The organism is Paenibacillus sp. FSL K6-1330 (assembly GCF_037976825.1).
GTDB lineage: Bacteria > Bacillota > Bacilli > Paenibacillales > Paenibacillaceae > Paenibacillus_AQ.
In genome coordinates this window covers 713,750-737,212 of sequence record NZ_CP150269.1, presented here as the reverse complement: position 1 = coordinate 737,212, position 23,463 = coordinate 713,750, and the positions used below count along the sequence as shown (strand labels likewise).

The 23,463-nt window shown below is 49.9% G+C and carries 20 protein-coding genes; 14 read left to right on the top strand and 6 right to left on the bottom strand.

Features of this window, described 5'->3' with window-relative positions:
- Position 1: 1 nt before the first annotated feature.
- Positions 2 to 982, bottom strand: coding sequence for an ABC transporter permease subunit (locus NYE54_RS03215; RefSeq protein WP_339269976.1), 981 nt, complete (start codon positions 980 to 982; stop codon positions 2 to 4).
- A 377-nt stretch (positions 983 to 1,359) separates the two neighbouring features.
- On the opposite strand from NYE54_RS03215, the gene NYE54_RS03210 reads away from it, so the two are divergent.
- Positions 1,360 to 3,678: a helix-turn-helix domain-containing protein gene (locus tag NYE54_RS03210; RefSeq protein WP_339269974.1), complete on the top strand. Its 2,319-nt coding sequence runs from the start codon at positions 1,360 to 1,362 to the stop codon at positions 3,676 to 3,678.
- Between the two features lie 248 nt (positions 3,679 to 3,926).
- On the top strand, positions 3,927 to 4,403 hold the full coding sequence (locus NYE54_RS03205; RefSeq protein WP_339269972.1) for a hypothetical protein: 477 nt from the start codon (positions 3,927 to 3,929) through the stop codon (positions 4,401 to 4,403).
- 102 nt (positions 4,404 to 4,505) lie between these two features.
- On the opposite strand, the gene nfsA is transcribed toward NYE54_RS03205, so the two are convergent.
- Complete coding sequence (gene nfsA / locus NYE54_RS03200; RefSeq protein WP_339269971.1) at positions 4,506 to 5,246, bottom strand: oxygen-insensitive NADPH nitroreductase; 741 nt, start codon at positions 5,244 to 5,246, stop codon at positions 4,506 to 4,508.
- A 187-nt stretch (positions 5,247 to 5,433) separates the two neighbouring features.
- Positions 5,434 to 5,637, bottom strand: a complete 204-nt coding sequence (locus tag NYE54_RS03195; RefSeq protein WP_076322308.1) for a cation transporter — start codon at positions 5,635 to 5,637, stop codon at positions 5,434 to 5,436.
- 297 nt (positions 5,638 to 5,934) lie between these two features.
- Between NYE54_RS03195 and NYE54_RS03190 the strand changes: the two genes are divergently transcribed.
- The 8 genes from NYE54_RS03190 to NYE54_RS03155 all read left to right on the top strand — a co-directional run bounded on the left by NYE54_RS03190 (position 5,935) and on the right by NYE54_RS03155 (position 13,849).
- Positions 5,935 to 6,552, top strand: coding sequence for a DUF5317 domain-containing protein (locus NYE54_RS03190; protein ID WP_076322309.1), 618 nt, complete (start codon positions 5,935 to 5,937; stop codon positions 6,550 to 6,552).
- A gap of 265 nt (positions 6,553 to 6,817) precedes the next feature.
- The gene (locus NYE54_RS03185; protein WP_339269969.1) at positions 6,818 to 8,674 is read left to right on the top strand and encodes a diguanylate cyclase; all 1,857 of its coding nucleotides are present in this window, start codon (positions 6,818 to 6,820) and stop codon (positions 8,672 to 8,674) included.
- Between the two features lie 99 nt (positions 8,675 to 8,773).
- Positions 8,774 to 9,004, top strand: coding sequence for a hypothetical protein (locus NYE54_RS03180; RefSeq protein ID WP_098741711.1), 231 nt, complete (start codon positions 8,774 to 8,776; stop codon positions 9,002 to 9,004).
- Between the two features lie 151 nt (positions 9,005 to 9,155).
- Entirely contained in the window at positions 9,156 to 10,283 is a 1,128-nt protein-coding gene (locus tag NYE54_RS03175) for a glycosyltransferase family 39 protein (protein ID WP_339269967.1), read from the top strand.
- A 170-nt stretch (positions 10,284 to 10,453) separates the two neighbouring features.
- On the top strand, positions 10,454 to 11,080 hold the full coding sequence (locus NYE54_RS03170) for a hypothetical protein (RefSeq protein ID WP_339269965.1): 627 nt from the start codon (positions 10,454 to 10,456) through the stop codon (positions 11,078 to 11,080).
- A 55-nt stretch (positions 11,081 to 11,135) separates the two neighbouring features.
- Entirely contained in the window at positions 11,136 to 11,897 is a 762-nt protein-coding gene (locus NYE54_RS03165; protein WP_339269963.1) for a stalk domain-containing protein, read from the top strand.
- A 303-nt stretch (positions 11,898 to 12,200) separates the two neighbouring features.
- Positions 12,201 to 12,602, top strand: a complete 402-nt coding sequence (locus NYE54_RS03160; protein ID WP_339273378.1) for a sigma-70 family RNA polymerase sigma factor — start codon at positions 12,201 to 12,203, stop codon at positions 12,600 to 12,602.
- Positions 12,599 to 13,849: an anti-sigma factor gene (locus NYE54_RS03155; protein WP_339269962.1), complete on the top strand. Its 1,251-nt coding sequence runs from the start codon at positions 12,599 to 12,601 to the stop codon at positions 13,847 to 13,849. Before NYE54_RS03160 ends, NYE54_RS03155 begins: the two co-directional genes overlap by 4 nt.
- A 202-nt stretch (positions 13,850 to 14,051) precedes the next feature.
- Here the strand turns inward: NYE54_RS03155 and NYE54_RS03150 are convergent, their stop codons facing one another.
- A complete protein-coding gene (locus tag NYE54_RS03150; RefSeq protein ID WP_339269961.1) occupies positions 14,052 to 14,246 on the bottom strand; it encodes a hypothetical protein in 195 nt (64 codons plus the stop codon).
- A 290-nt stretch (positions 14,247 to 14,536) separates the two neighbouring features.
- Here NYE54_RS03150 and NYE54_RS03145 point away from each other — a divergent pair, with 290 nt between their 5' ends.
- Positions 14,537 to 16,999, top strand: a complete 2,463-nt coding sequence (locus tag NYE54_RS03145; RefSeq protein ID WP_339269960.1) for a UvrD-helicase domain-containing protein — start codon at positions 14,537 to 14,539, stop codon at positions 16,997 to 16,999.
- 159 nt (positions 17,000 to 17,158) lie between these two features.
- Here NYE54_RS03145 and NYE54_RS03140 read toward each other — a convergent pair whose 3' ends face one another.
- Both NYE54_RS03140 and NYE54_RS03135 read right to left on the bottom strand, forming a co-directional pair.
- A complete protein-coding gene (locus tag NYE54_RS03140) occupies positions 17,159 to 18,886 on the bottom strand; it encodes a phospho-sugar mutase (protein ID WP_339269959.1) in 1,728 nt (575 codons plus the stop codon).
- Positions 18,887 to 18,927: 41 nt separating this feature from the next.
- Positions 18,928 to 19,959, bottom strand: a complete 1,032-nt coding sequence (locus NYE54_RS03135; protein ID WP_339269958.1) for a LacI family DNA-binding transcriptional regulator — start codon at positions 19,957 to 19,959, stop codon at positions 18,928 to 18,930.
- A 346-nt stretch (positions 19,960 to 20,305) separates the two neighbouring features.
- On the opposite strand from NYE54_RS03135, the gene NYE54_RS03130 reads away from it, so the two are divergent.
- Genes NYE54_RS03130 through NYE54_RS03120 form a run of 3 tightly spaced genes read left to right on the top strand, consistent with a single transcriptional unit; the run spans position 20,306 to position 23,335 of the window.
- Positions 20,306 to 21,625 (top strand): ABC transporter substrate-binding protein, encoded by a 1,320-nt coding sequence (locus NYE54_RS03130; RefSeq protein ID WP_339269957.1) that lies wholly within the window; start codon positions 20,306 to 20,308, stop codon positions 21,623 to 21,625.
- Positions 21,626 to 21,630: 5 nt separating this feature from the next.
- On the top strand, positions 21,631 to 22,509 hold the full coding sequence (locus tag NYE54_RS03125; RefSeq protein ID WP_235201867.1) for a sugar ABC transporter permease: 879 nt from the start codon (positions 21,631 to 21,633) through the stop codon (positions 22,507 to 22,509).
- Positions 22,496 to 23,335 (top strand): carbohydrate ABC transporter permease, encoded by an 840-nt coding sequence (locus NYE54_RS03120; RefSeq protein WP_339269956.1) that lies wholly within the window; start codon positions 22,496 to 22,498, stop codon positions 23,333 to 23,335. Before NYE54_RS03125 ends, NYE54_RS03120 begins: the two co-directional genes overlap by 14 nt.
- Positions 23,336 to 23,463 lie beyond the last annotated feature (128 nt).

Sequence of the window (23,463 nt, the reverse complement as noted above, 5' to 3'; positions counted from 1 at the left end):
TTTAGTACAAGCTTTCTTGACCGTACCGTCTCGCCAACCGGTTGGCCGTGACCACCAGGATGACGCCGACAATCGATTTGAACAATCCGATGGCCGTACTGTAGCTGAACTCACCCTGCCGAATCCCCACCCGGTATACATAGGTATCGAACACTTCGGCTACATTGGTGACAGGTGCATTCATCATCAGATAAATCTGTTCGAATCCCGTATCCAGAATCGTTCCCAGACGGAGAATCAACAGAATCAGGATCACGTTGCGCATCGCCGGCAGGGTAATATGCCACATCCGTCTCATACGGCCCGCGCCATCCATGACGGCTGCTTCATATAATTGCGGGTCTACTCCAGCGATAGCCGCGAGAAAGATGATCGTCCCCCACCCGACTTCCTTCCAGATGGATTGTCCCGTCAGCATACCCCAGAAATAGTTCGGGTTGGAGAGAATATCGATTGTCTCCCAATCCATGTAGATGAGCCACTTATTAAACAAGCCCTCCGATTGCGAGAACATGAGGTAGGTTAGACCGTAGATCAATACCCAGGATAAAAAATGGGGGATATACACCAGGGATTGAATGGTCCGCTTATAGAAGGAGTTCCGCACTTCATTCAGCATCAAAGATAAAATGATCGGTGCCGGAAAAAAGAAAATCAAGCTCAGAAAACTGATCGCCAGCGTATTACGCAGCAGCATCCAGAAATCATGGTTGGAGAAAAACCGGGTGAAATGCTCAAACCCTACCCAGGGGCTTCCGAGCACCCCAAAGTATGGAGAATACTCCTGGAAGGCAATTACGAGATTCGTAATCGGAATATATTTGAAAATGATAAAAAAGATCAGACCCGGCAAGGCCAGCACGTACAAATATTTGTCGCGCGAAACATCCGACCATATCCGCCCCCACTTCGTTTTGGATCTCATGGGAATGGGGGGGATCCCGCTTCCTTTTGCCGACTGAACGGTTTCTTGTGCTTTCATCGATACTCCCTCACTTTCAGCCTTGTCATCTTGTTCAACATACCGTTCACGGAATGTAGTTCTAATGTAAACGCTTGCAACATTCCCTGCAATTCCACTTTTTTTCCGCCGTTTCCAATAACCCGTATCTTCCTGCACAACGCAGGGAAATGCTTGGTCTCTAAGGTATTGAGGACCCTTTCGTTTCCTTGTATTGCACTTTTTTTCCACGACGAATGAACGTCCGCTTCGGTTAATCGATAACGTTGTCCCAACCTCAATTGGGAAGATATGATCTTTTCAACTCATCCACTCATTCGCTATGATAGGAAGTAATCATTTACCGGCTCGCTTTGATTAAGCCTTTGATTTGTCTATGCCAACAGGGGGTTAAAGTAATGAGGCAACAGAATCCTGAATCCGTTTTCAAAGGTATTATGTATTGGAGAAGCATCGCGCTGGCCGTGTTGTTAACATGCCTCCCCATCTCGGCCATTACGGCCGTTTACCTTTATGTGGGCAACCAGCATATGATTAACCAATATCAGCAGCGGAACGAAGAAGCCCTGGTTGACGCTGCGAGACAAGTAGACGAGCAATTTACCCAGTTGGTCCACTACGCCCTCAATATGGTGGTGAAACCCCATTTCAAGCCTTCGTTGTCGGATATGGACTTTGTATCGAATATCGAGGAGACAAACGAGCTGTTCAGTACGCTCAACCTAGTGGGGAATGCCGATCCCTTGGTAGATCAGGTCTATCTGTATATCAAAAAGCAAAACAAAATCATGGAGCCTGATCTCGGCCTGCGGACGCTGGATCAGGAACAGGATGCGATAAGCTTCAACAAGCTCATGGAAGGAGATTCGGACATGTTCTGGGTCCATGACCTGGAGCGGCCTTTTAACAAGGATAAATCTTCCCACGCGCTCGTCATGCGACTTCCCTTCAACGGTCATACGCCCTATGGCGCGATCGTCATCTATATTGATCCGTCGAAGCTGCACGTCATTCGCAATAGCGAGAATCTCTCGTTCCTGCTGGACGACCATGGTCACGTCATCGGGGAGTCGGGAATGAGCCGCAGCATGCCGAAAGCGATGAACGCGATTCAGGAACAGCTAAAGCTTCCGGAGAATGCCCGAAGTGCGAATCATTTGCGGTTGAAGGTTCCGGTGGACCAGGATGTGTTGCTGGTGAACACCGTTCAATTTGAAAAAATGCAACAAAATTGGACCTATGTTTCAGGCACGCCGCAATCCAAGATCATTGCTCCAACGAAGCCGTACACCCATATCATTCTGATTTGCTTTGCTTTTGCGCTTGCGGCATCGCTGGCTGTGAGCTGGTTTGCCTCTAAGAGCATGTATCGTCCTATAAGCAAGATGCTGAATATGATTGGCGGTGATCAGGCCAAACCGAGCTTGCGATACAATGAGCTTGATTTTATTGAACACGAGTGGAAGCAGTACCGATTCTCGCACGATACGCTGCAAAGCCAATGGAAGCGGTCCTTGCCCGCGATCAGGGAGGCTTATATCAATCAATTTTTGAGTGGACAAGCCGCCCACCTGACGGAGCCCGAATACGTGCTCAAGCTGCAAGAGATGGATCTTGACATTACCCATAAACAGTTCTCGGCCATCGTGCTTCAGCAGCATACCCACGGGGAGGATCGGACGCCTCTGACGGAAAACGATCAGCATCTTCTCACCTATGCCGCCCTGAACGTGATCCAGGAGCTGGCAGAGGACATAAGCGCGTATATGCATCCCATCAATTTCTTCGACGGCTCATTCGGCGTCATCTTGATCGTTCCGGCTTCCCATCAAGCCGATGAACAGTCGCTTTTGATGAAGGAGCTGTGCGATCAGATCATGCGGGCTTTGCGCGATACGCTCCGCATGTCGGCAACCATCGTATTGGGAGGACCAAGCTCAACCTGGACGGATGTTCCCCATATTCTCGAACAGGCCAAGCGGGCGCTGCATTACCGATCATTTGATGCAGGCAGTCAGCTGCTGGAGGCAGAAACCGTGCTTTCCCAGAAAAACGACTGGATCGACTTTCCGCTGGAATTGGAGCAGGATTTCATTCACACCTTGAATCTTGGGCTTCAGGGAGATGCGCTGCGTTCCCTAAGCCGCTTCGTAACGGCGCTTCAGGCCGGGGGAGGTTCGGAGTGGCATGTCCACCATGGCCTCATGCGGTTAATCACAAGCGTTCACCGGTCTATGCTGCAGGCTGGCTTAAATCCATATCAGGTGTACAATTTCTCCAATCTGCAGGAGCAGCTTTCCCTGCTTCGGGATCCGAAGGCCTGCGTGACCTGGTTCCAGAAAGAAATCATCGAACCCTACCTCGATCAGTTAACAAAAAATTTCAACAGCTCCATGAAATCGCTGGTCGAAAACGTACTGGAGCAAATCGAGCAAAACGGGATGCAAGACCTGTCCCTGGATACCATGGCCATGGAAGCCGGTGTCAGCGTATCCCAGCTGAGCAAAGCGTTTAAGCAGATGACGGGCACGAATTATATAGACTATCTGACAACCGTGCGCATGAACCGCTGTAAAGAATTGCTGCTGACCACGGATCTTCGCATTCACGAGATTGCGGAAGCTGCAGGATATCAGCCTCCCTACTTCAATCGAATGTTCAAGAAGCTTGAAGGGATCACGCCCGGACAATACCGTCAGCAGGGCATTGGCAAATAGATCAGACTGGGTTCAGCATGCGGAGAAGATGGATTTGCCAACACATGATCCTGATCAGTAATCTCCATATAAAAGGAGACTACTGAAAAAGGGCTGTCCCTTGGTCCGTATTTCATGACCTTTTGGGACAGCCCCGTTTCTGTGTTATAGCTTACGTTCAAGCGTCGTACATGGCGGCACGTTTAGCGCCGACCAGTCATCCAAGCATGCCCCGAACAACGCATCGCGCACAGGGAGCAGTGCGCACGATGTACAAAATAGTTGCACAATTTAGCGGACTCAGCGGACCTTATTTTGATCAAAAGCGCCATTTTTCGAATGGTAGCGGACATGAGGTCCGTTATTCACCGAATAAGGCTCTCATATTTCGGCTTATACCCTACTTAACGGAACGTGTGTCCGATAGATCCGGCAAAAACGAGCCCATAGCGAAAATAACGGATCTGCTGTCCGATACTGCTACTGCCGGGCGGGCCGTAACTCGTTCCGGCTTGCGGCTTGGAAGCTACGGCAAACTTACGGTGCACTACTCGGCTTGGAAGCTACGGCAAACTTACGGTGCACTGCACGGCTTGGAAGCTACGGTGCAAACTTACGGTGCACTGCGTCTCCGACTCCACCAATCCCACGCCAGCCGAGCTTGGTTCCGAAAGCCCGCTGGCGTGGGATTGGTTCCGAGGCGGGCTTGGTTCCGCGGCCGGGTTCGGTTAGGCGGCCGAGCTTAGTTCCTAGCACCGTACCCTCGAAGAGTATTCCCACGAGAGCAGCCGTACCCGCCTCTCTCTATTGATTTACGAGAGCGCCGTACCGGCTTTCTCTATTCATGTCTAACGCCCCATGAAACCCTTCCCTTTCAGGAAGTCCTTCATGTGCAGCCTTACCGGCTCTGCCAGGCGTTTAGCCATAAGCGCCGACCACGGCGTGTTATTTTTGCCATGGGTACGCTTAGACAAATATTCGGAAGAGGTTCGATCGTAATTCTTCACTTCCTCTGTAGCCGCGCGATGATAGCTGTCGCGGTGCAAAACAGCCTCCACCGGAAGCCGAGGGCGAAGCCCCGGCTCCTGATCCGGGTAGCCCAGGCACATGCCAAATACCGGATAGACCAGTTCCGGCAGTTCCAAAGCCTCGGAGAACTCGGCAATGGAGTTGCGGACCCCGCCTATATACACGATGCCAAGACCGAGCGATTCCGCGGCGATCGCGGCATTCTGCGCAGCCAAAGCGGCATCCACCGTGGCCACGATGAAATTCTCGGTCGAATCTTCATACGTCTCTTGATCAACCACGTGCGACTCTGTGCTTTTTTTCAAACGATACAGATCCGCGCACCACACAAGAAATACCGGGCATTCCACAATATACGCCTGATTTCCCGCTAAAGCGGCCAACCGCTGCTTCTTCTCTGGATCGGTAACGGCAATCACGCTGTATGCCTGGACGTTGCTTGAGGTTGATGCCATCTGACCTGCTGCCACAACTGCCCTAAGCTGCTCCTCGGACACGGGCTGATCCGAATATTTACGAATCGATCGATGGTTCATCAGAAGTGATAGGGTATCATTCATCGAGTTTCCACTCCTTAGGCTCTGAAAGAATTGTTTCATCTATTATGAAACTTCGGCTTGAGCAGTGCAAGTTCACGCGGAAGGTGATTGGCAGCGCAAAAAAACCGGCTTGCTGTCGATCGCTTCAGCAGCCGGCTCCTATTTTAGCCAAAGCTCGCGGCTTTGGATTGTTCCAGGGAATCTTTCGTTAGGACACGATATCGTAGCCTTGCTCTTCAATCGCTTCTTTCAATGCTTCAAGGCTGACCTTGGTTTCGTCGTATTCGACGGCCACTGTATTGGATGCAAGATCGACTTTACCAGAAGCTCCCGCATTCTTCAGCGCGCCTTCCACCGAGTTCACGCAATGGTTGCAGGACATGCCTTCCACTGTCAATGTCACTTGTTTCATGCTGTCGTCCTCCTATCATATAATATTGTACCATTTAACTTTACTATACCCCCCATAGGTATGTAAAGTTCGATAATTTGCTCTTTTCTGCAACAGAAACACGAAAAAAGTAGGAAGATTTATCCTTTTTATCTGCTATAATATACATAAATCATTAGATTCATACAGGAAGGGACAAGCTTTTCATCCGACCTTCTAATTTTTTTCATAAAATTTGATTTTTGTTGAAGGAATTACCAATTCGCTGTCGAACTATTAATTACAGAGATAATGAACTATGAAAGTAGGAATTCTATCATGGTATTTGACGGCATTATACTCGGATTAATTGTCGGACTGATACGTGGCGGACTCCGTCATGGACTGCAGCAATTCAGTAAGATCCGTCTGAAGGGCGGCTTAATCTTCCCCATACTCCTGATTGTGCAGCTGCTGATATTCCGCTTTCAAGTGAACTCTGATTGGTTGGCAGCCGCAAGTGGCTACGTCTTTATGTTCATCTACGTTGCCGGTATGATCTTTCTCTGGATAAACCGGGATCAGAAAGGTTTTGGCAGCATCTTGGCAGGTGTCTTTCTGAATTTCCTTGTCATGGCAGTGAACGGTGGCAGAATGCCCGTATCGATGAGCGCCACTTCCGTTCTGGATCCTTATTACGTGGACATGCTGAGCAACAGCACCGTCATCACCAAACACTATCTGATGGACGCCTCTACCCGCCTGCCGTTCCTGGGAGACATTATACCGTTATCCCCGCCGTACCCAAGAACACAGGTGATCAGTATCGGAGATATCATCATGAATGTCGGTATATTCTTCTACATCGTCCATCTAATGACTTCCGGGAAGAATACCCCTGTTCAAACCTTAATACGCAAATCCGATACCAATGAACGTGTGGAACCACAAAATTAATCATACATCATACCACCTGGAAAGGAGGGAGAACTGTGAAGAAAACTGATAAAATCAAGTATTCCCGCATCGTATTGAATGCCATCATCGTTGCTTCTGTTGTTGTCGCTCTGACTTCCGGTTACAGATTCGGATAATAGACTTCCATAAGAAACAGGCTGGAAAATTCAGCCTGTTTTTTTACATCTTTTTCGTTGTTTTGCATCGCAATATACCTTAAAATGTGGAGAATACACCATTGATTTTTATTGAGGAGAAATCATTTATGTCCATATTTAAGCGTCCTAGGTTCTCTCAAGGCTTTGCGGGACAGCTGTATTTTGTTTTTCTTTCTCTTCTGGGCTGTTCCATCTTCCTGCTGGTGCATCAAGGGGAAATTCTCCATTATACTCCTTCACAGTGGGTATGGGTCTATGCGATGTTAGGCGCCGCCCTCATCTTAAATTACTTCACCTTCCAGCTGCCGCCAGAGGGTAATTTACAGTCCATGGATTCCTCTGTTTACCTGGCATGCATCTTTATCTATGGGGCACCTTTTGCGCTGTCCGTCATCCTGCTCGTCTCCCTTGCCATGGCGCTTTACGACAGAAAAATCCCCTTTTGGAAGCATTTTGTTAATTTCTCCGTGTATACCGTGATGATCGTCGGATCCTCCTTCATTTTCAAAATGGCAGGCGGACAAGCAGGCCCTATTCACAATAATCAATTTGGCGCGTATGTTGCAGCGTTGGTTGTTTATTTTGTTATCAACGTCTTCCTTGTCGGTTTCTACTACTACCTTCTATACAAGGGATCGTTATATGATATTTTGAAAACCTTCATGAAAGATACACTGCTAGTTTACCTCAGCACGCTCATTCTTTCGCTGGTTCTCTCCATACTCATCGTACATAACGGCGTATTCGGACTAACCTTGTTTATAGGTCTCAGCGTGATGCTATCCTATTCCTTCAAGCAGCTCTTCACGATGTATAAACAGGTACAAGAGAAAGCCATCAAGGATCAACGAACCGGATTGTACAATCACAGTTATTTCGAAAATTTGCTGGAAGACGAGATCAAGAAAGCCAAGACCAATGAGACGCCATTGTCACTGGCCATGATCGATATTGATGATTTCAAAAAATACAACGATCAATTCGGACACCTGAAAGGCGACATGCTGCTCGGATTTCTCGGCAATTACCTCAAGGTAGAATCCGAAATGGCCGAGGTGGTAGCCTCCCGTTTCGGCGGCGAGGAATTCACGATTCTCATGCCGGGTTACGATGACAACAAAGCACGCTCCTTCATTAACAGGCTTCGCAAAAAACTGAACGATACCTATTTTGACGGCGTCGAGATTTTTCCCTCGGGGTGTCTCTCATTCTCTGCTGGTGTTGCGTCCTATCGGATTGACATCCATGACAAGTCACAACTCGTCGAGCTTGCCGATCAGGCGCTGTACTATGCCAAGAAGCAGGGTAAGAATAATGTGCATGTATACGGGAGCGGCGCCGAAAAAGAATCCGAGATCGACTTCGCGGAAGACGTCCGCGATATCGAGCAGCAGTTGAAGCTGTTCTTGTATAAAGATGTGGATACGTTCAAACACTCCAAACGGGTATTCCGCTATGCCATGGATATCAGCGAAGTGCTCGAGCTTGATAGTGTGGAGCGACGCAATTTCGTACTCGGCGCACTCATTCACGATATCGGCAAGCTTGAGATTCCTTGGGGGATCTTGAACAAACGGGACAAGCTCACGGCCGGCGAATGGGAAACCGTCAAACGGCATGTCAGCTGGGGGAAACGCATTGCAGAAACGAACGAGAAGTTCAAGGAACTGGTTCCTTACATCGAATTGCACCATGAAAGATATGATGGCGGTGGGTATCCGCACGGCTTCAAGGGCAGCCAAATCCCCAAGCTGTGCCGGATGCTGACCATTATCGATTCGTTTGACGCGATGACAACGGAACGGCCTTACCAGCAAACGAAATCCTTCGAGGAGGGAATTGAAGAATTGCTCCGCTGCTCGGGCACGCAATTCGATCCGGAGCTTGTTGAGCTGTTTATCCGTTATTTAAGAATTAAGGCAGAAGCGCAGCAGCAGCCTGCAGCCAGTTCGGAGACATCTTAAAGAAACCAATCCCCTCCCCTTTATCGCCTCTTCATGTTTGATACTTCCCCAAATAAGGTATAAAGGTAGTATCACAACGATAAAATGAGGTGAGAAACGGTGGCTGACAAGAAAAAGGATCTTCCGCTTCACAACGGTCCCGGCAACATGGATCACCCTGAACAATACCCGACGGAACAAGAAAGCCTGTTCGATAAGTTTGAGAGTGAACAGCATGTGGACCCGATTCCGATGGAAGACGCCAGGCTGGAGCGCCAGGAAGAGAAGCAGCGGGACGGGACGTCAAAGGATCGTTCATCCAGTAACGATAAGTATCACAGCGGCTTTTAATCGTGGGACAGATCTTGTCGCTGCAGCGTAACTTGAACTTATGGGCTCCGTTTTGGCGGAGCCTTTTTATTTCACCGTTTATTCTTTAATATATAAGGGTATAAATTCTGATTTGAACCCTAGAGATTATATACAGAGTGGAGTGGACCCTTTGTTTTCCATATGGACGTTAAACCGTGTGCAGCGAAGGATGCTGCTGGTACTGATTGCTGCCGTTCTGGTTATGTCATGTCTGCTGGTTCTTACCGGTCTTCATGAACGTTCCCCGAGCATAAGCAGCGTAATCGAAGAACGATATATCCAAAGTGCGGCCATGATCAGCCACCCCGGTGGAGACCTGGAAGAACATGCCTCCAGCGTCATGCCCGGTGTGCCGCTTATGATTGCCGGACTTACCGCCTTGTTCGGAAGCATGGATGCTGCCCTGATCGCCTACCAGCTGCTCCAATGTCTCTTCCATGCATTTTCCGTCTACTTGGTTTTTGTGCTGTCCCGCTACATGTTTAATACGCGAATCGCTTTTCTGTCATGCATGATCTACGCTCTATTCTGGCCGGCTTACGGCGCTGTCCGGCTGATCCTGCCGGATACGACCATGCAGACCCTAATGCTTCTTCTGGTCTGCGCCGTCATCGGAGCGCTTGAATTGAAGCAGGCTAGCTGGTACGCGGCTGCTGGCGCGCTTACGGCGCTTATGGCTTGCTACAACCTTCAGGCGCTGCTGTACCCGGTATTGTTCATTGCCTTTTGGGTCAAGTACCGCAGTCCGGTCAAAATTGTAACCGGCGGGCTCATTCTTATTAGCGCGGGTTATTTACTCATCTTGTCCCCATGGTGGCTGAATATCCCGCTTTTCAATCGTTTGATGTATATGTCCGGTCCGTGGAACCTTGCCTCGCTGTGGCTCGAATCGAGATACATCGAAGGCAACCCTTTGGTTCATCTCTTCCGGAGCATATTTGCTGGCCGCACCTCCAAATATGCGGCTGCGATCGGAAATGAGGAAGCCCGAAAGGTCGTGCAATCCGCATTGGACGCCGTCCGTCTCCTCATGCTGTTTGCCGGGACTGCCGGTGTCATCTGGTCGGTTTGGAAATACCACCTGAAACGGCAGCTCCCGGTGCTGTTGACCCTGCTGTACTTTATTGCCGCCGAATGGTTGGTTCCGAGCCTCGACGGTACCGGATTTCCTTATTCGGTCTTCCTGCTCCTCTACGCTGCCTTTCTCGCGGACAAAGCGATTATCTATGCACATAAAACCCGACTGCTTCGTAAGTAAGTTTCAACGTGAAGCCTGTCATTCCATCATCATGCAACTTCTGCGCCTGAAAACACTTATACCTTGTGCCTTTAGGCGTTTTTTTGCATTTTTCTAGAACCTTTCAGGCTGACGAAACGTCTATAATATATCTTCGTTTTCATATATCCCTGCCAAGAGAGGTGTCAGGTATGAAAATAAACCGTAAGTATATCACCATTCTCAGCATCGCTGTGGCAAGCGTCCTGACGGTAAGCATCATACTCTTCTTTACGGATGCTTCGAATCGCTCGGGCCGGAATCATCGCATGAACGACAACATGAACGGACAGGCGCTGATTCAAGTTGGTTCCACCTACATCACACATACCCATTTAACGACCTATAAGAATAACCTCGCGCATAGCACCGCGCCCCTTCCTGATGACTCTGCGCTTCTTAAAGAAATGGCAACAAAGGAATTAATGCTTCAATTGGCCGATGAACAAGGCGTTGCGGCGAGTCTGGAAGATGGAATTCAAAGGGCCAAGGATCTTCGGAAGACGCTCCAGACCCAGCCGCAGCAGGTGCAAGAACAGCACTCGCGCATTCTGGATACGATGGGCATCAGCGAAGATCAGTACTGGGAAGACTACTCCCCGCCAGAATATCGGGATATGCTATCGATCGAACGATTAGTGAACAAACTAACAACGGATATCAAGACAAACCAGCCTGAGGTCATAACCAGCACGCAGCAACTGAAGGATGATCTGCTACACACCGCGCTAAATGAACAGCGAATTATCGTGTTGGATCCGAGTATTCAATTGAGGTAACGCTGTATTGGTATATAATGGTGTAAAAGTCCATATACCGCCATGGGAGGATATTATGAAAAAACGTTTCTCTTCTATTCCTGCTTTTGCACTCGGCGCAATCGTCGGCGTGGCACTGACAGTAGGTACGGTTGTTGGCGCTGCCGTTTATCTGAAGGCCGTACCGTCCCATTCCAAGATCCTGGTCAACGGTTCGGAGGCCAAGCTGTCCGAGTCCCCCGTTGTCATTCAGAACAAGCTCTATGTCCCTGTCCGGGACTTCTCGGAAGCGCTTGGATATCAGGTCGGCTCTGTTGGTGCCGATCAGATCGGGATTATTCCCAAATCCTCGAATGGAGAGGCAATCCCGGTTGGCCCGACTACGCCTTCCGAGTCCGAAGGAGCACCTGCTCAAGAACGCCATTTGGTGAAAAACCTTGGCAAGCTGATCGAAGTGAACGGCGAATTGAATATGCAAAAGATTTATATTGTTATCGCTGCCGGTGAAGCGAAGTTGTATTCCCAAGACGAAGCAACCGGCAACGGCCTGCTGCACTATTTGATTCTAAACGGCGATTCCTCCCTCTACGACCCGTTTGTACAGATGGACGGAAAAGCTGGTGAGCTTGATTACAACCTGCCAAATTTCGATGGTCAGACACCGCTTCATCTGGCTGTCATCCACAAGAATGACTTTTTCATCGACAAGCTGCTGAACCAGCACAAAGTGGATGCCTCCATCCAAGACGCGTCCGGAAAAACAGCGCTGGACTATGCCGAAAAAGACAGCAAGCAATACAAAACGCTGACGGCCTATATAGACAAGAATAGCAAGTGATTTCCGAATGCTGCAGAGGCGCGTGAGTCCCACCGTTTACGGTAACCCCCTTTTCTACAGCACTTCATATTCTATCGGAAGCCCGCTCATCTAGCGGGCTTTGTTTTTTGCGGTTTAGGGGTTAAATCGCTGAACTCAATTTCTTTATAGCCGAAAGTGTAACTTTATGCTCTGGCTAAACGTGTGTTACACAGAGGGGAGGACATGAAACTGAACAGTCTGGAATCGATTTATCAATATTACGTGAAAGACGTTTATCGTTACTTGTACTCCCTCTCATAGGATCACCATACGGCGGAAGACCTGGTACAGGAAACCTTTTACCGGGCATATCTGTACCTCGAGGATTGGAAGGAAGAACGAATCAAGCCATGGCTATTTCGGGTTGCCCATAACGCTTATGTGGATTATCAGCGGAAGGCCAGCCGCAGCATCGTGAGGGACGCTGGTTTTTTCGATCAGATGATCGACCGCAATACCCCGGAGAACATCCTGCTTCAGCAAGAAGCCCAAAGAGAAATCGGGCAAATGCTGACGGATGTTCCGGAGAAGCAGCGGCAGGCGGTTATCTTGGTGGATTTCCATCAATTCTCCTACCAGGAGGCGGCGGATATTATGGGCATCACCTTATCCCATATCAAAATCACGTTATTTCGGGCCAGGCAACGGCTGCGGGAAATGAAACGAAAGGAAGGGACACTATGAGCGAAGAATTTAAACAGCGGCTGAAGGATTACGCAGATGGCAATTTGAGTGACGAGGAAAAAATCGAAGTAGAGCGGGAAATGGAAAAGCTGGAGGAATACCAGGCTTACCTGGATGAAATGATGGATAACACAAGCTCTATTTCTAATAGCGCTATGCACAAGCGCGCTGACGATCAGACCGGCCTCTCGCCCAAGAAAGAAAAGCGAATCGTGCGCAGGGGCAAATGGAAGGCCCGAATCTCGAATACGCTGACGGTTATTTCTGTGTTTCTAGTTGTATCCATCCTTAGCTCAATTGGTACAGCGTTATTCTACGGTGTCGGCGACCCAAGCCGAAACGATAAATATCGGGATGCCATCGCTTCCGCTATCTCGATATCCCAGCCTAACATCGACGTTCGACTCAACAGTCAGGGCAAAGTCTTCTTCATGCAGGAGATGTATGGGGATATAGACAAGAAAGTAGGGGAAGAACGAGTGACCGTCGGCGAATATACCGTGAACTTCTTGTTCGGGCTGCCGTCCGTCGACATGGACTGGAACGAACGCACTAGTCCATCACGGATTTTCTACCGGCCGAATAGCCCATTGGAGACTTCTTCCTCGAATCAAGACGAAGATCCCAAAGAACAGTCAAAAAAACAGAACGCTAGCACCTCTTCCGCCAAGAGCGGTGATTGGTCCAGGCTTGAAAAACTCCCAGAGGGTACCGTGGCCGAGGCTTATGTATCGTTTAACCGCTTCTTCTCGACCGACGAGTTGCTGAAGCAGTTCGAGAACCGGGATATGGAGGCCGTCTGGTTTGCCGTCGATACCGGGCCGGATGACCGATTCGGCCGCGGAGACGGTGTAATCTCCCATCCTGTCGGCTTTCCTTCTTATCCCGTCTGGCATCATGACGATTTGACAGTGACCTCCTATAAGGAGGAAAAACGCGGTTGGTTTGGCAAAATCGTATCCAGCGGCGGACATTACCCTTCAATAGACACCTATGGGGACGGTAAACTGCGGAATGAACACTTCATCAAATCGCTGCGGCTGCTGCAAGAGTATGACCTGATTGCCGACCGGGTGGCTCCGTTTGTTGACGTAGATGCTTCGTTAGCTTACGTGGAAAAGAACGGCGTTCGTCTCTATGGTGCTGTCATTACCGGCCCCGTTAAGGAGCTGTTGACCCTGCGTGAGGTATCCTGGGTCCGCGACCTGCGGGTCGGAGAAGTGCGGCTGTGGAATTGGACCGAGTGATGGTCTTTTGGCGAATGCCGTATACTTCAACAGGCTTGCTGACATGAATAATGTCAACAGCCATCCAGGCCTCCCCCGGACTACGCACCGTGCACCACAGGAAGCCATGCTCACGATGTTCAAAATCACATAAGGGCAACAGCTATCCCGGACTCCCCTATTTTGAGCCCGGGATAGCTGTTATTCATATAAATGATTCAGGTCATGAATGATCTGCGCTGTCAGCACTTGCCTCATGTGACCATGGCTCCATTTGCCGCTTCCTCTCCCGCTCCTCCCGGATTCGGCGGTCCCTCTCCATCGCTTCAGCAATATAGTCTCGCGGCTTCAGCTTGCCGTTGATGTTCAGCAAAATGCCGATCATAATAAGCTGCAGAATAGCAATAACAACCAGCATGGGATTCCTCCTTGAACATGGTCCTTCTCTTCTTTGCTCTTCTAAAAACATTCCCAAATAATATAACACTTTCCTCAGGGGTAAAGTTGGTTCGTATCCGCGTGTCTAGTAGGCTAAACGTGTCGGAGCAAATCAGTGCAATTCTGGCGTGCGCCTCTGAAATTCACATCATGAATTCATAAGTGTTCGCATCCCGGGGTTCTTATCCATATCCTGCGCTTTGCCAGACTTCCGAGAATCCGGTAAACTGGTAGGACGATAATCGAAATACGAAATGATTGGTGAATTTCATGACATCCATACCCTTCTATAAACGCCCATACGGCGGAGAGCGTCAGGATATTCCGTTTGCCAAGCTGGCTTCCTTCGAGAACAGCCAGGACCTGATCAGCGATGACGCGCCGGATGCGGCTTTTTTTCGCGGCTTGGAATCCCGGGGAATGCTGCTGAACCGCGCCCAAATCCAAGCTGTACGACATACCCAAGGACCGCTGCTTACGCTTGCAGGCGCCGGCTCCGGGAAGACCTCCGTGCTGGTCAGCCGGACAGGCTACCTCATTGCGGCCAAGAAGATCGATCCGTCTTCCATCCTGCTTGTCACCTTCTCATCCAAGGCGGCAGCCGAGATGAAGGAACGCATCATGGCGCTTCCCGGCTTACGGGCTAGCGAAACCGCCAAAGTAACGGCAAGAACCTTCCACTCCTTCTTCTTATACTTGCTGCGTACCCGCGGCTACAGGCAGGAAATCCTAAGCAATTCCAGACATCAGCAATTTATTATGAAGCGGATCCTGCGGGAAATGGGCTTGCAGGATAGCTACGAAGCTGAGACGTTGCTATCGCTCTGGTCTGCCCATCGAATGAGTATGACCGGACTTGACGAGCTGCCTGTCAAAACACCTGCAGAAGTCGAGCAAAGGCAAATTTTTACCCGTTATGAAGCGTGGAAGGAAGACCATGGCCAGATGGATTTTGATGATATTCTGGTCATGTCCCACCGTCTGCTGTCTCAAGATCCCGGTTTGCTGGCCTCCCTACAAAGGCGGTACCGTTATGTCATGGTCGACGAGTTCCAGGATACGGGACTGCTGCCTTATGAGCTGCTCAAAAAAATCGTCGCCCCGCACCGCAATTTAATGGTTGTAGGTGACGATGACCAGACCATTTACGGCTTCAACGGGGCACGCAACGAATTCATCCTGGAATTCGACCAGACGTTTCCCGGGGCTAAGGTCGTGACGCTCGATATCAATTACCGCTCTCTCTCCTCGATCGTCGGGCTGGGGAACGAAATTATCCGCGTCAATGAACGGCGCCGCCCCAAGCAGCTGCGTTCGACCCGCAAAAGCAGCAGCGTACCGCTATACCTTCGTCCAGGCGATCCCGACCAAGAAGCGGAGCAACTGCTGACCCATATTACCGAGCAGGTCCGGGAGCACGGAAAGCAGTACCGCGATCATGCGATTCTGTACCGGACCGCGAACAACAGCCGGGCTATCTTTGAACAGCTCGTGATGCGGGAGATTCCGTTCATTCATTACGAGAATGGAGATCTGTTCTACGAACAGTGGATCGTCAAACCGCTCATGGACCATCTGCGGCTGTCGCTGGACCGACGCAATTTCACGGCCATGGAGGGCATGCTCCATACGCTGTACATGAACCGGGATAAAGGCATGGCTTTCATCCGGCAGCAGGATGCTCCGCGTCCCAAGAAAGGGCCTCTATCGCATCTTCTATCCTTTCCCGGCCTGAAGGATTTTCAGATCGAGAATATTAGAGATCGCACAAAGCTCATTAAGGGACTAAAGGCGATGGAGCCCCTTCAGGCGGTACAGGAAATGAGGCGCCAATTCTATGACAAGTTTCTGGAGGCAGACGAGCGCCAGGAAATCACCCTCCATAAGGAATTCATACAGGAAGGTCTGGATGAGTTGGAGGCTTCGGCGAAGCGCTTTGGCGATATCGCTGAGTTCGTCGAATTTGTCGATCGACTGATCATCATTCATAAGGAAATGGCGGCCATGAAACGGGACGAACATGCCGATGCCGTCCGGTTAATGACGATCCATAAATCCAAAGGGCTGGAGTTTCCCTCAGTATGCCTGATCGGGGCAAGCGAGGGCATTCTGCCGCATACGTCCGCTTTGGACGCCGAGCGCAGGGAGGATCAGCGTCCGCTATCGGACAAAGAAGATAAGGCGCTGGATGCGCTCGAAGAGGAGCGCAGATTGGCTTATGTCGCTATCACTAGGGCGCGGGATGAATTGATTGTCAGTTCGCCTGGCTTTTATCGGGGGCGAAAAGCGGAGGTTTCCCGCTTCTTCCGCGATGTGTTCGTTACGGACGAGCAGAGCAAGCAAGGCAACAGCGTCCCAAGCAAGGGCGGCGGGTCAACGCCGCGATCGACGTTTACGGCAAAGCGTACGGTCCGCATAGAGACCTCAACCTCAGCCAAGCGCTCATCCTTGCCTTCACCTGCTGGGCGGGCAACGGTAAGCACTGCCAGCCAGAGGAGCCAACGCATCGGTTCAGGATCAGGCTCCGCTCCCAGCTTACAGCATCAGACTGCACCCGCTGCAACGGAGATCGTCGACGTGTGGCTGTGCACCAGCGCCAATTGCAAAGGCTGGCAGCGAGTCAACGCGAGAATCGCCGCTGGCGCACGGGATCGGGAGAGCAAGGCCTGTCCTTTATGCCAGTCGCCCATGAAACAGGGGCGTAAAGAAGTTCCGGTGCATCAGAGGCGTTAGACCAGTAGTTCCTGGAATCATTAATACAAACGATTATCGCAGCTTTTGCAATTCTTACGCAGTATGATACCCACCTGCCTTCCAACCGCTGGCCGATATCCAAAAAGGACTGAACCTTTCCCGTTCTTCAGCGAACGATCAGGTCCAGTCCTTTTTTTTCTATGTCTGATGCTGTTCGATATAAACATCAATTCGAGCCATTACATCTTCCGTAAGCGCAGCGATCTTAGCCTGTGCATCCTCATACCTGCTGCCCTGAACAGCAAAATACAACTTGATCTTCGGCTCCGTGCCGGACGGACGAAGGCAGAACCAGCTGCCGTCGGCAAGATGGAATTTCAGCACATTCTCTTGCGGCAGACCATGCAGTCCCCGGCTGAAATCCTCGGTTCCGATGAGTTCAATCCCCGCCACTTCGCTTGGTGCCGATTCACGCCAAGCGCTCATGATGCCTGCAATCAGCTGTATACCTTGAATGCCCTTAAGCGTTCTCGTCTCCAGCTTCTCGGCGAAATAGCCGTAGGTTCGGTACAACTCTTGGAGCACTTCATATAAAGACTTACCTTGCGTTTTATAGTAAGCACCCGCCTCGGCCATGAGCATGGCTGCAACGACAGCGTCCTTATCGCGAGCATAGCTGCCGGCAAGATAACCGTAACTTTCCTCATAACCAAAAATGAAGGTAAACGCTCCGGTCTTCTCGAACTGCGTCATTTTCTCCCCGATGTATTTAAATCCAGTCAGCGTGTTGAAGACGGTCATGCCGTATGCAGCCGCGATGGCAGCTCCCATTTCGCTGGTCACAATCGTCTTGATGATCGCACCATTCTCCGGAAGCGTTCCTTTTTTCTTCATGGATTCCAGCAAGTAGTGCACCATGATGGCACCGGACTGGTTGCCGCTAAGGATGAAATACTGTCCTTGATCATTCTGAATGGCAGCCCCCATGCGGTCCGCATCCGGGTCGGTTCCCAGAATGAGGTCAGCCGCGCATGCCTTGGCCTGGGCAATGGCAATCTCAAATGCGGCATGTTCTTCGGGGTTAGGCGATTGCACGGTTGAGAAATTGGCATCCGGTTGTTCTTGCTCCGGCACGATATCCACATGCTGAAAACCCAGATGCTTTAGAACAGCACGTACAGGAACGTTACCGGTTCCATGCAGCGGCGTAAATACGATTCGGTAATTGATGCTGGCTTCAGGTAGGATTCCGGGATTTTGGCTTATGCCTGCAACGGCGAGGGTATAAGCATCATCGATCTCTTGGCCGAGCCATACGAGCAGGCCGCTCTCTTCCGCCTCTGCCCGGTCCAACTTACGGATTTCTTCAAAAGAAGCGACATGCCCGATCTCCTCAATCACTCTGGCTGCCGTATCGGGCGTAATCTGCCCACCGTCCGGACCGTACACCTTATATCCGTTATATTCCGGTGGATTATGGCTTGCGGTAATCACGATTCCCGCCTCTGCGTTCAGATGCCGCACGGCATAAGACAATTCAGGCGTCGGACGGAGAGCTTGAAATACATAGGCCTTAACGCCATTCCCTGCGAGCACCCGTGCCGCTTCAAGCGCAAATTCGGGAGAAAAATGCCTAGAGTCGTACGCAATCACCGCCGAAGGCGATTCGTACTCCTGCTTTAGCGCAGCAGCAAGCCCTTGGGTTGCTTTCCCCACGGTATAGATATTGATACGATTGCTGCCTGCGCCGATCACGCCCCGCAGTCCGCCGGTTCCGAATTCCAGTTCCTTATAGAAACGGTCTGCGATTTCGCTCTTGTTATGTGCAATAGCGCGAAGCTCATCCTTGGACGCTTCGTCAATCACCCCGCTGTTCAGCCATCGGTCATATGCCTGTACAGCTTGTTCTTGTGCTTGAGTGGTCATATTGTGAATGCCTCCATCTCGAAATCATCGAATCATTTATGTTAATTGCGCGGAGCCGATGTCGAATCGCGTTCAATAAGTGTTGTTGGTAGCAGCAGCTCCATATGCGGCGCGTCCGGCTGCTTCATTCGCCAGAACAGCTGCCGGATCGCCGTTTTGCCGAATAGTCTCAGGTCCACTCCCATGGTGGTTGTCTTGGGCGTAGCCAACCTGGAAAGCTGTCCGTTATCAAAGCTGACAATGGAAATATCGCCCGGAATCTGATAGCCCATATTATAAATGGTCGAATTCACGATAAACCCGAGACCGTCATTCACGCAGAACCAGGCAGTAGGCTGTTCGTCCAGCCCCTGCAGCCGCTTCTCCATAAATTCCTGATCTTCCAGCGCGTCGCTAAGAATCCATTTCGGGTGCAGCTCAATGCCGAGTTCATGATGGGCAAGCCGGAACCCTTCCAGACGTTCATAATAGCTCGGGGAGAAGGAAGTATTGCCGACAAAGCCGATGCGTGTATGCCCGAGCTCATAGAGGTACTTAACGACATGATAGGCGCTGAACCGGTTGTTCGTAAGAATAGCGTCGGCTTGCACATCCGGATGGTGATGATCGATGAGCACGGTAGGAATACCGGTATCGATCAAGGTGTTCATATATTCGGTACTAAGATGCGAAAGGATCAAGATCCCGTCAACTTCCCTTCCCTCGATAAAAGGGGGCAGCGTCTGATCCTTCATCATCTGCTGGGAAATGGATTGGATCAGCAGCTTCTTCCCTCTCTTCTGCACTTCATTTTCTATAGTAAGGTAGATTTCCCCGAAAAAGCCCCGCATAGAGAAGGCAAAATCCGTTGCTACTAAAGCAATACTGCCTGTAGATTCTTCCTTGTCCTCTTGATCCGAGGATCGCTTGCGATTTCCGGTATAGATGTAGCCCAGCTCATCGGCCGTTTGCATGATGAGCTTGCGCGTCTCCTCGCTGACACCGCCTTTACCTGATAGTGCTTGCGAAACCGAATTTTTGGAGATTTGCAAGTGTTCTGCGATGTCCTGCATCGTAACTTTTGGCTTGGTCAAGGATAACGTTCCTTTCTCTTTATAGTAAGAATAGTTGTATAGGACGAATGGATTCTCATCATACTATACCGAAAACAAACAGAGATTTGAAAGCTCTCGCCCGAACATTACAAACATTATTTTAACGTTACAAAATAATTATGTAAAGTAATATATTCATGTGATCTACCTCACAGGAATTAATTGTTTGTTGTATTTCGCAGGTTAAAGCGTTGACAAAACTATTAGTCATGAATAATAATGTGAATACAACGCTTTCAGTAATTAGTAATCCTATTTTGTAACGTTACAAAAATAGCAGTGTCAACGTTTGGTAGACATCTTGCATTTAGGAGGAAGGGTCAATATGAAAAAATCAAGAATTTCTTTGCTTCTAGCAATCTCATTGGTAGGCGGAACGGTACTCGCCGCTTGCGGCAACGGCGGCAGCAATGGCGGTCAAAGCGCAGACGGCGTAACCACCGTCGAATTCTGGGCGGCACCTAACCCGCCGCAGCAAGCATTTTGGCAAGAGATGGCCAAAGAGTACGAAACCGTGAATCCGGACGTAAAGGTAAACGTTAGCGCGATTAAAGAATCACCAAGCTCTGAGGCAAGTATTCAGGCATCCATCGCAGGCGGGAATGCACCGACGGTAGCTGAGAATATTAACCGCGGATTCGCCGCGCAGCTATCCAATAGTAAAGCGCTTGTAGCTCTTGATGAACTGCCGCAATTTAAGGAAATGGTCGAGTCCCGTAACATGACCGAAACGATCGCTCCTTGGGAATTCGCGGACGGCCACCAATATGTATTGCCGATCTACTCTAACCCGATGCTGATCGGATGGCGTACGGATTTCCTGAAAGAGATCGGATATAATGAGCCGCCTCAAACGTACAGTGAAGTTCTGGAAGCCACAACGAAGCTGAAAGCGAAATATCCGGATAAATATATGTGGGCTAAAGGCGCCGACCTTGCAGACCCTACGGCCTGGAAACGCTGGTTCGATTTCTTCTTGCTCTACAACGCAGCTTCGGACGGCAACAAATTTATCGAAGGCCAAAACCTTGTCGCGGACGATAAAGCTGGGGTGGAAATGCTGACTTTCGTTGATGACCTTCGTAAAGCTGGCGGTGTATTGGCGCAGAATGCAACCGATCCATTCGAAACCGGTGCGGGGGTATTCACTGATATCGGTCCTTGGACATTCGATATGTGGGCAACGAAATATCCTGAACTTAAATACGGAGAAAACTTCACCCTGACCCTGCCTCCGGTACCGGATCATATGGATCCGGCAGATGCAAAAACCTACGCGGATGCAAAAGGCCTGGTTATCTTCTCCGCAGCTCCGGAAGCATCGCAGCAGGCTGCCGCCGAATTTTTGAAATGGGTTTATTCCAACGAGGAAAATGACGTGAAATGGTTCAAGCAAACCAACCTGCCTCCGGCGCGCGATGATCTGAACGAAGTGGAAGGCTTCAAGCAGATCCTCGCCGAGAAACCGGAACTGGCTCCTTATGCAGAAGCGGTGTCCAAAGGCGTTCCAGCCATGGATAATCCGAAGTTTAATGAGCTTCAAACCTTGATTGGACAAGAAGCATTTAATAAGGTCATCCGCGGAGAAATCGATCCGCAAACCGGTTGGAATAACATGAAGAAAGCGATTGAAGGTGAACTTTAATCATGATTAATAAGCAAAACAATAAGTTGGGCTGGCTTTTTGCCAGTCCCTACATTATTTTCGGATTGGTATTTTTCCTGGGACCGCTCCTTTGGTCCTTATACCTTTCTTTTACGAATTGGGACCTGATTGCTCCTGAATTTGATTTTGTAGGGCTGGATAATTTCCGGAAGGCCATGGCCGCACCCGGGGTGCAATCCGCCTTCTGGGTTACCTACAAGTTCATGATGCTGTTTGTTCCACTGGTAACCGCCATGTCGCTCGCCGTCGCTGTTGTTATTCAGGGATTGCCCAAGTTCAAAAGCGTGTACCTGATCGGCTTCTTCCTGCCGTATCTGTCCTCAGGCGTTGTTGCTTCCCTGATTGTACAAGGCTTCTTGTCCTACAACAGTCCGGTCAATGAATTTTTGAGAGGCACCTTCGGGATCAATATCGACTGGCTCGGCTCACCGTTCTCGGCGCTGTTTATCGTCGGTCTGATTTTGGCCTGGAAGTTCACGGGTTATTACGCCTTAATCCTGACTTCGGGACTTGAAAGCATTGATAAGGAAGTCTATGAAGCAGCTGCCATTGATGGGGTAACCGACAGGCAGCGATTCTGGAAAATCACGCTGCCGCTCTTGTACCCTGCCTTGTATACAACACTCATTCTCTCGTTCGGCGTAACCTTCGGCATCTTCACGGAAGTTTACCAGCTGACAGGCGGCGGACCGAACTTTGCAACCAATACATGGCAGATGGAAATCTTTAATCAAGCCTTTACGAACTTGCAAGCCGGATATGCGTCTGCGATTGCCATTATGGCATCCATCGTAACGTTCATCTCCATCTTCGTGATTCGTAAACTGCTGGAAAGCTGGGGGAAACGAAATGGTTGGGTCTAAGAAATATAGTAAACGTCGTCTTGCGGGCCGCTATGTACTGGCAACCCTTCTGCTTCTCGTCATGGTGTACCCCTACTTGTACATGGTGCTCAACTCTTTTGCCGATTGGGCGCAGGTAGACAGGCAGCTCGTTCCAAGCAAATTCTCTTTAAAATCTTATGAATGGCTTCTTACCGGGGGCGAGGTTGGCATTGCCCGGCCATGGATGAACGCCTTCTTCAACAGCGTCATCGTCTCGGTAGCCTCCACCTTCCTTATGATGCTGTTCGGAATCATGGTGGCCTATGCGCTGTCCAAATTGAAATTCCGGGGACGCGACACCGTGAATAACTTTGTGTTGTTCCATATGTTTTTCCCGGCGATCATTCTCTTGATTCCGAACTTTCTCATTATCCAGAAGGTCGGACTTTACGATACGTACTGGGCGATGATCATTCCAAAAGCCATCAGTTTATGGGCGATCTTCATGTACACCAACTTTTTCAAAGCCGTGCCGGATGCTTTTATCGAAGCAGCGAAGCTGGATGGGGCATCGGACTTCAAGATTTTGTACAAAATCATGCTGCCCATGTCCAAATCCATCACTGCAGTGATCTTCCTCTTCTTGCTGATGGAGCGCTGGACCGAGCTTTTATGGGATATGATCGTTGTCCGCAGCGACAACATGCTGACGCTCAACGTACTCTTGTCCCAGATGTTCGGGCCATACGGCAGTTACCCGGGTCCGCTCTATGCGGCATCCGTCCTGCTCACCGTGCCGATTATTATCATGTTCGCGATCTTCGGCAAAAAATTCAAGGAAGGCATGCAGTTCAGTCTCAAATAAAACGCCGTTGGCTTCAAAAGGCGCATCGGAACGTTGCAGGAAGCTCGAATATGAGGGTCTGTACTTTACAACCTCCCTATCCTGGCTTCTCTTAAATAAAGGGATGAAAACAGCTTTCATCTGGGAGT

Excerpts from the sequence above, each read along its gene's own strand:
- NYE54_RS03155 (WP_339269962.1), top strand. The coding sequence starts at position 12,599 with ATGAGCGAAGAATTTAAACAGCGGCTGAAGGATTACGCAGATGGCAAT.
- nfsA (WP_339269971.1), bottom strand. The coding sequence starts at position 5,246 with ATGAATGATACCCTATCACTTCTGATGAACCATCGATCGATTCGTAAA.
- NYE54_RS03215 (WP_339269976.1), bottom strand. The coding sequence starts at position 982 with ATGAAAGCACAAGAAACCGTTCAGTCGGCAAAAGGAAGCGGGATCCCC.
- NYE54_RS03170 (WP_339269965.1), top strand. The coding sequence starts at position 10,454 with ATGAAAATAAACCGTAAGTATATCACCATTCTCAGCATCGCTGTGGCA.
- NYE54_RS03185 (WP_339269969.1), top strand. The coding sequence starts at position 6,818 with ATGTCCATATTTAAGCGTCCTAGGTTCTCTCAAGGCTTTGCGGGACAG.
- NYE54_RS03140 (WP_339269959.1), bottom strand. The coding sequence starts at position 18,886 with ATGACCACTCAAGCACAAGAACAAGCTGTACAGGCATATGACCGATGG.
- NYE54_RS03150 (WP_339269961.1), bottom strand. The coding sequence starts at position 14,246 with ATGCTGGTTGTTATTGCTATTCTGCAGCTTATTATGATCGGCATTTTG.
- NYE54_RS03120 (WP_339269956.1), top strand. The coding sequence starts at position 22,496 with ATGGTTGGGTCTAAGAAATATAGTAAACGTCGTCTTGCGGGCCGCTAT.
- NYE54_RS03210 (WP_339269974.1), top strand. The coding sequence starts at position 1,360 with ATGAGGCAACAGAATCCTGAATCCGTTTTCAAAGGTATTATGTATTGG.
- NYE54_RS03190 (WP_076322309.1), top strand. The coding sequence starts at position 5,935 with ATGGTATTTGACGGCATTATACTCGGATTAATTGTCGGACTGATACGT.
- NYE54_RS03195 (WP_076322308.1), bottom strand. The coding sequence starts at position 5,637 with ATGAAACAAGTGACATTGACAGTGGAAGGCATGTCCTGCAACCATTGC.
- NYE54_RS03205 (WP_339269972.1), top strand. The coding sequence starts at position 3,927 with ATGTACAAAATAGTTGCACAATTTAGCGGACTCAGCGGACCTTATTTT.
- NYE54_RS03145 (WP_339269960.1), top strand. The coding sequence starts at position 14,537 with ATGACATCCATACCCTTCTATAAACGCCCATACGGCGGAGAGCGTCAG.
- NYE54_RS03130 (WP_339269957.1), top strand. The coding sequence starts at position 20,306 with ATGAAAAAATCAAGAATTTCTTTGCTTCTAGCAATCTCATTGGTAGGC.
- NYE54_RS03165 (WP_339269963.1), top strand. The coding sequence starts at position 11,136 with ATGAAAAAACGTTTCTCTTCTATTCCTGCTTTTGCACTCGGCGCAATC.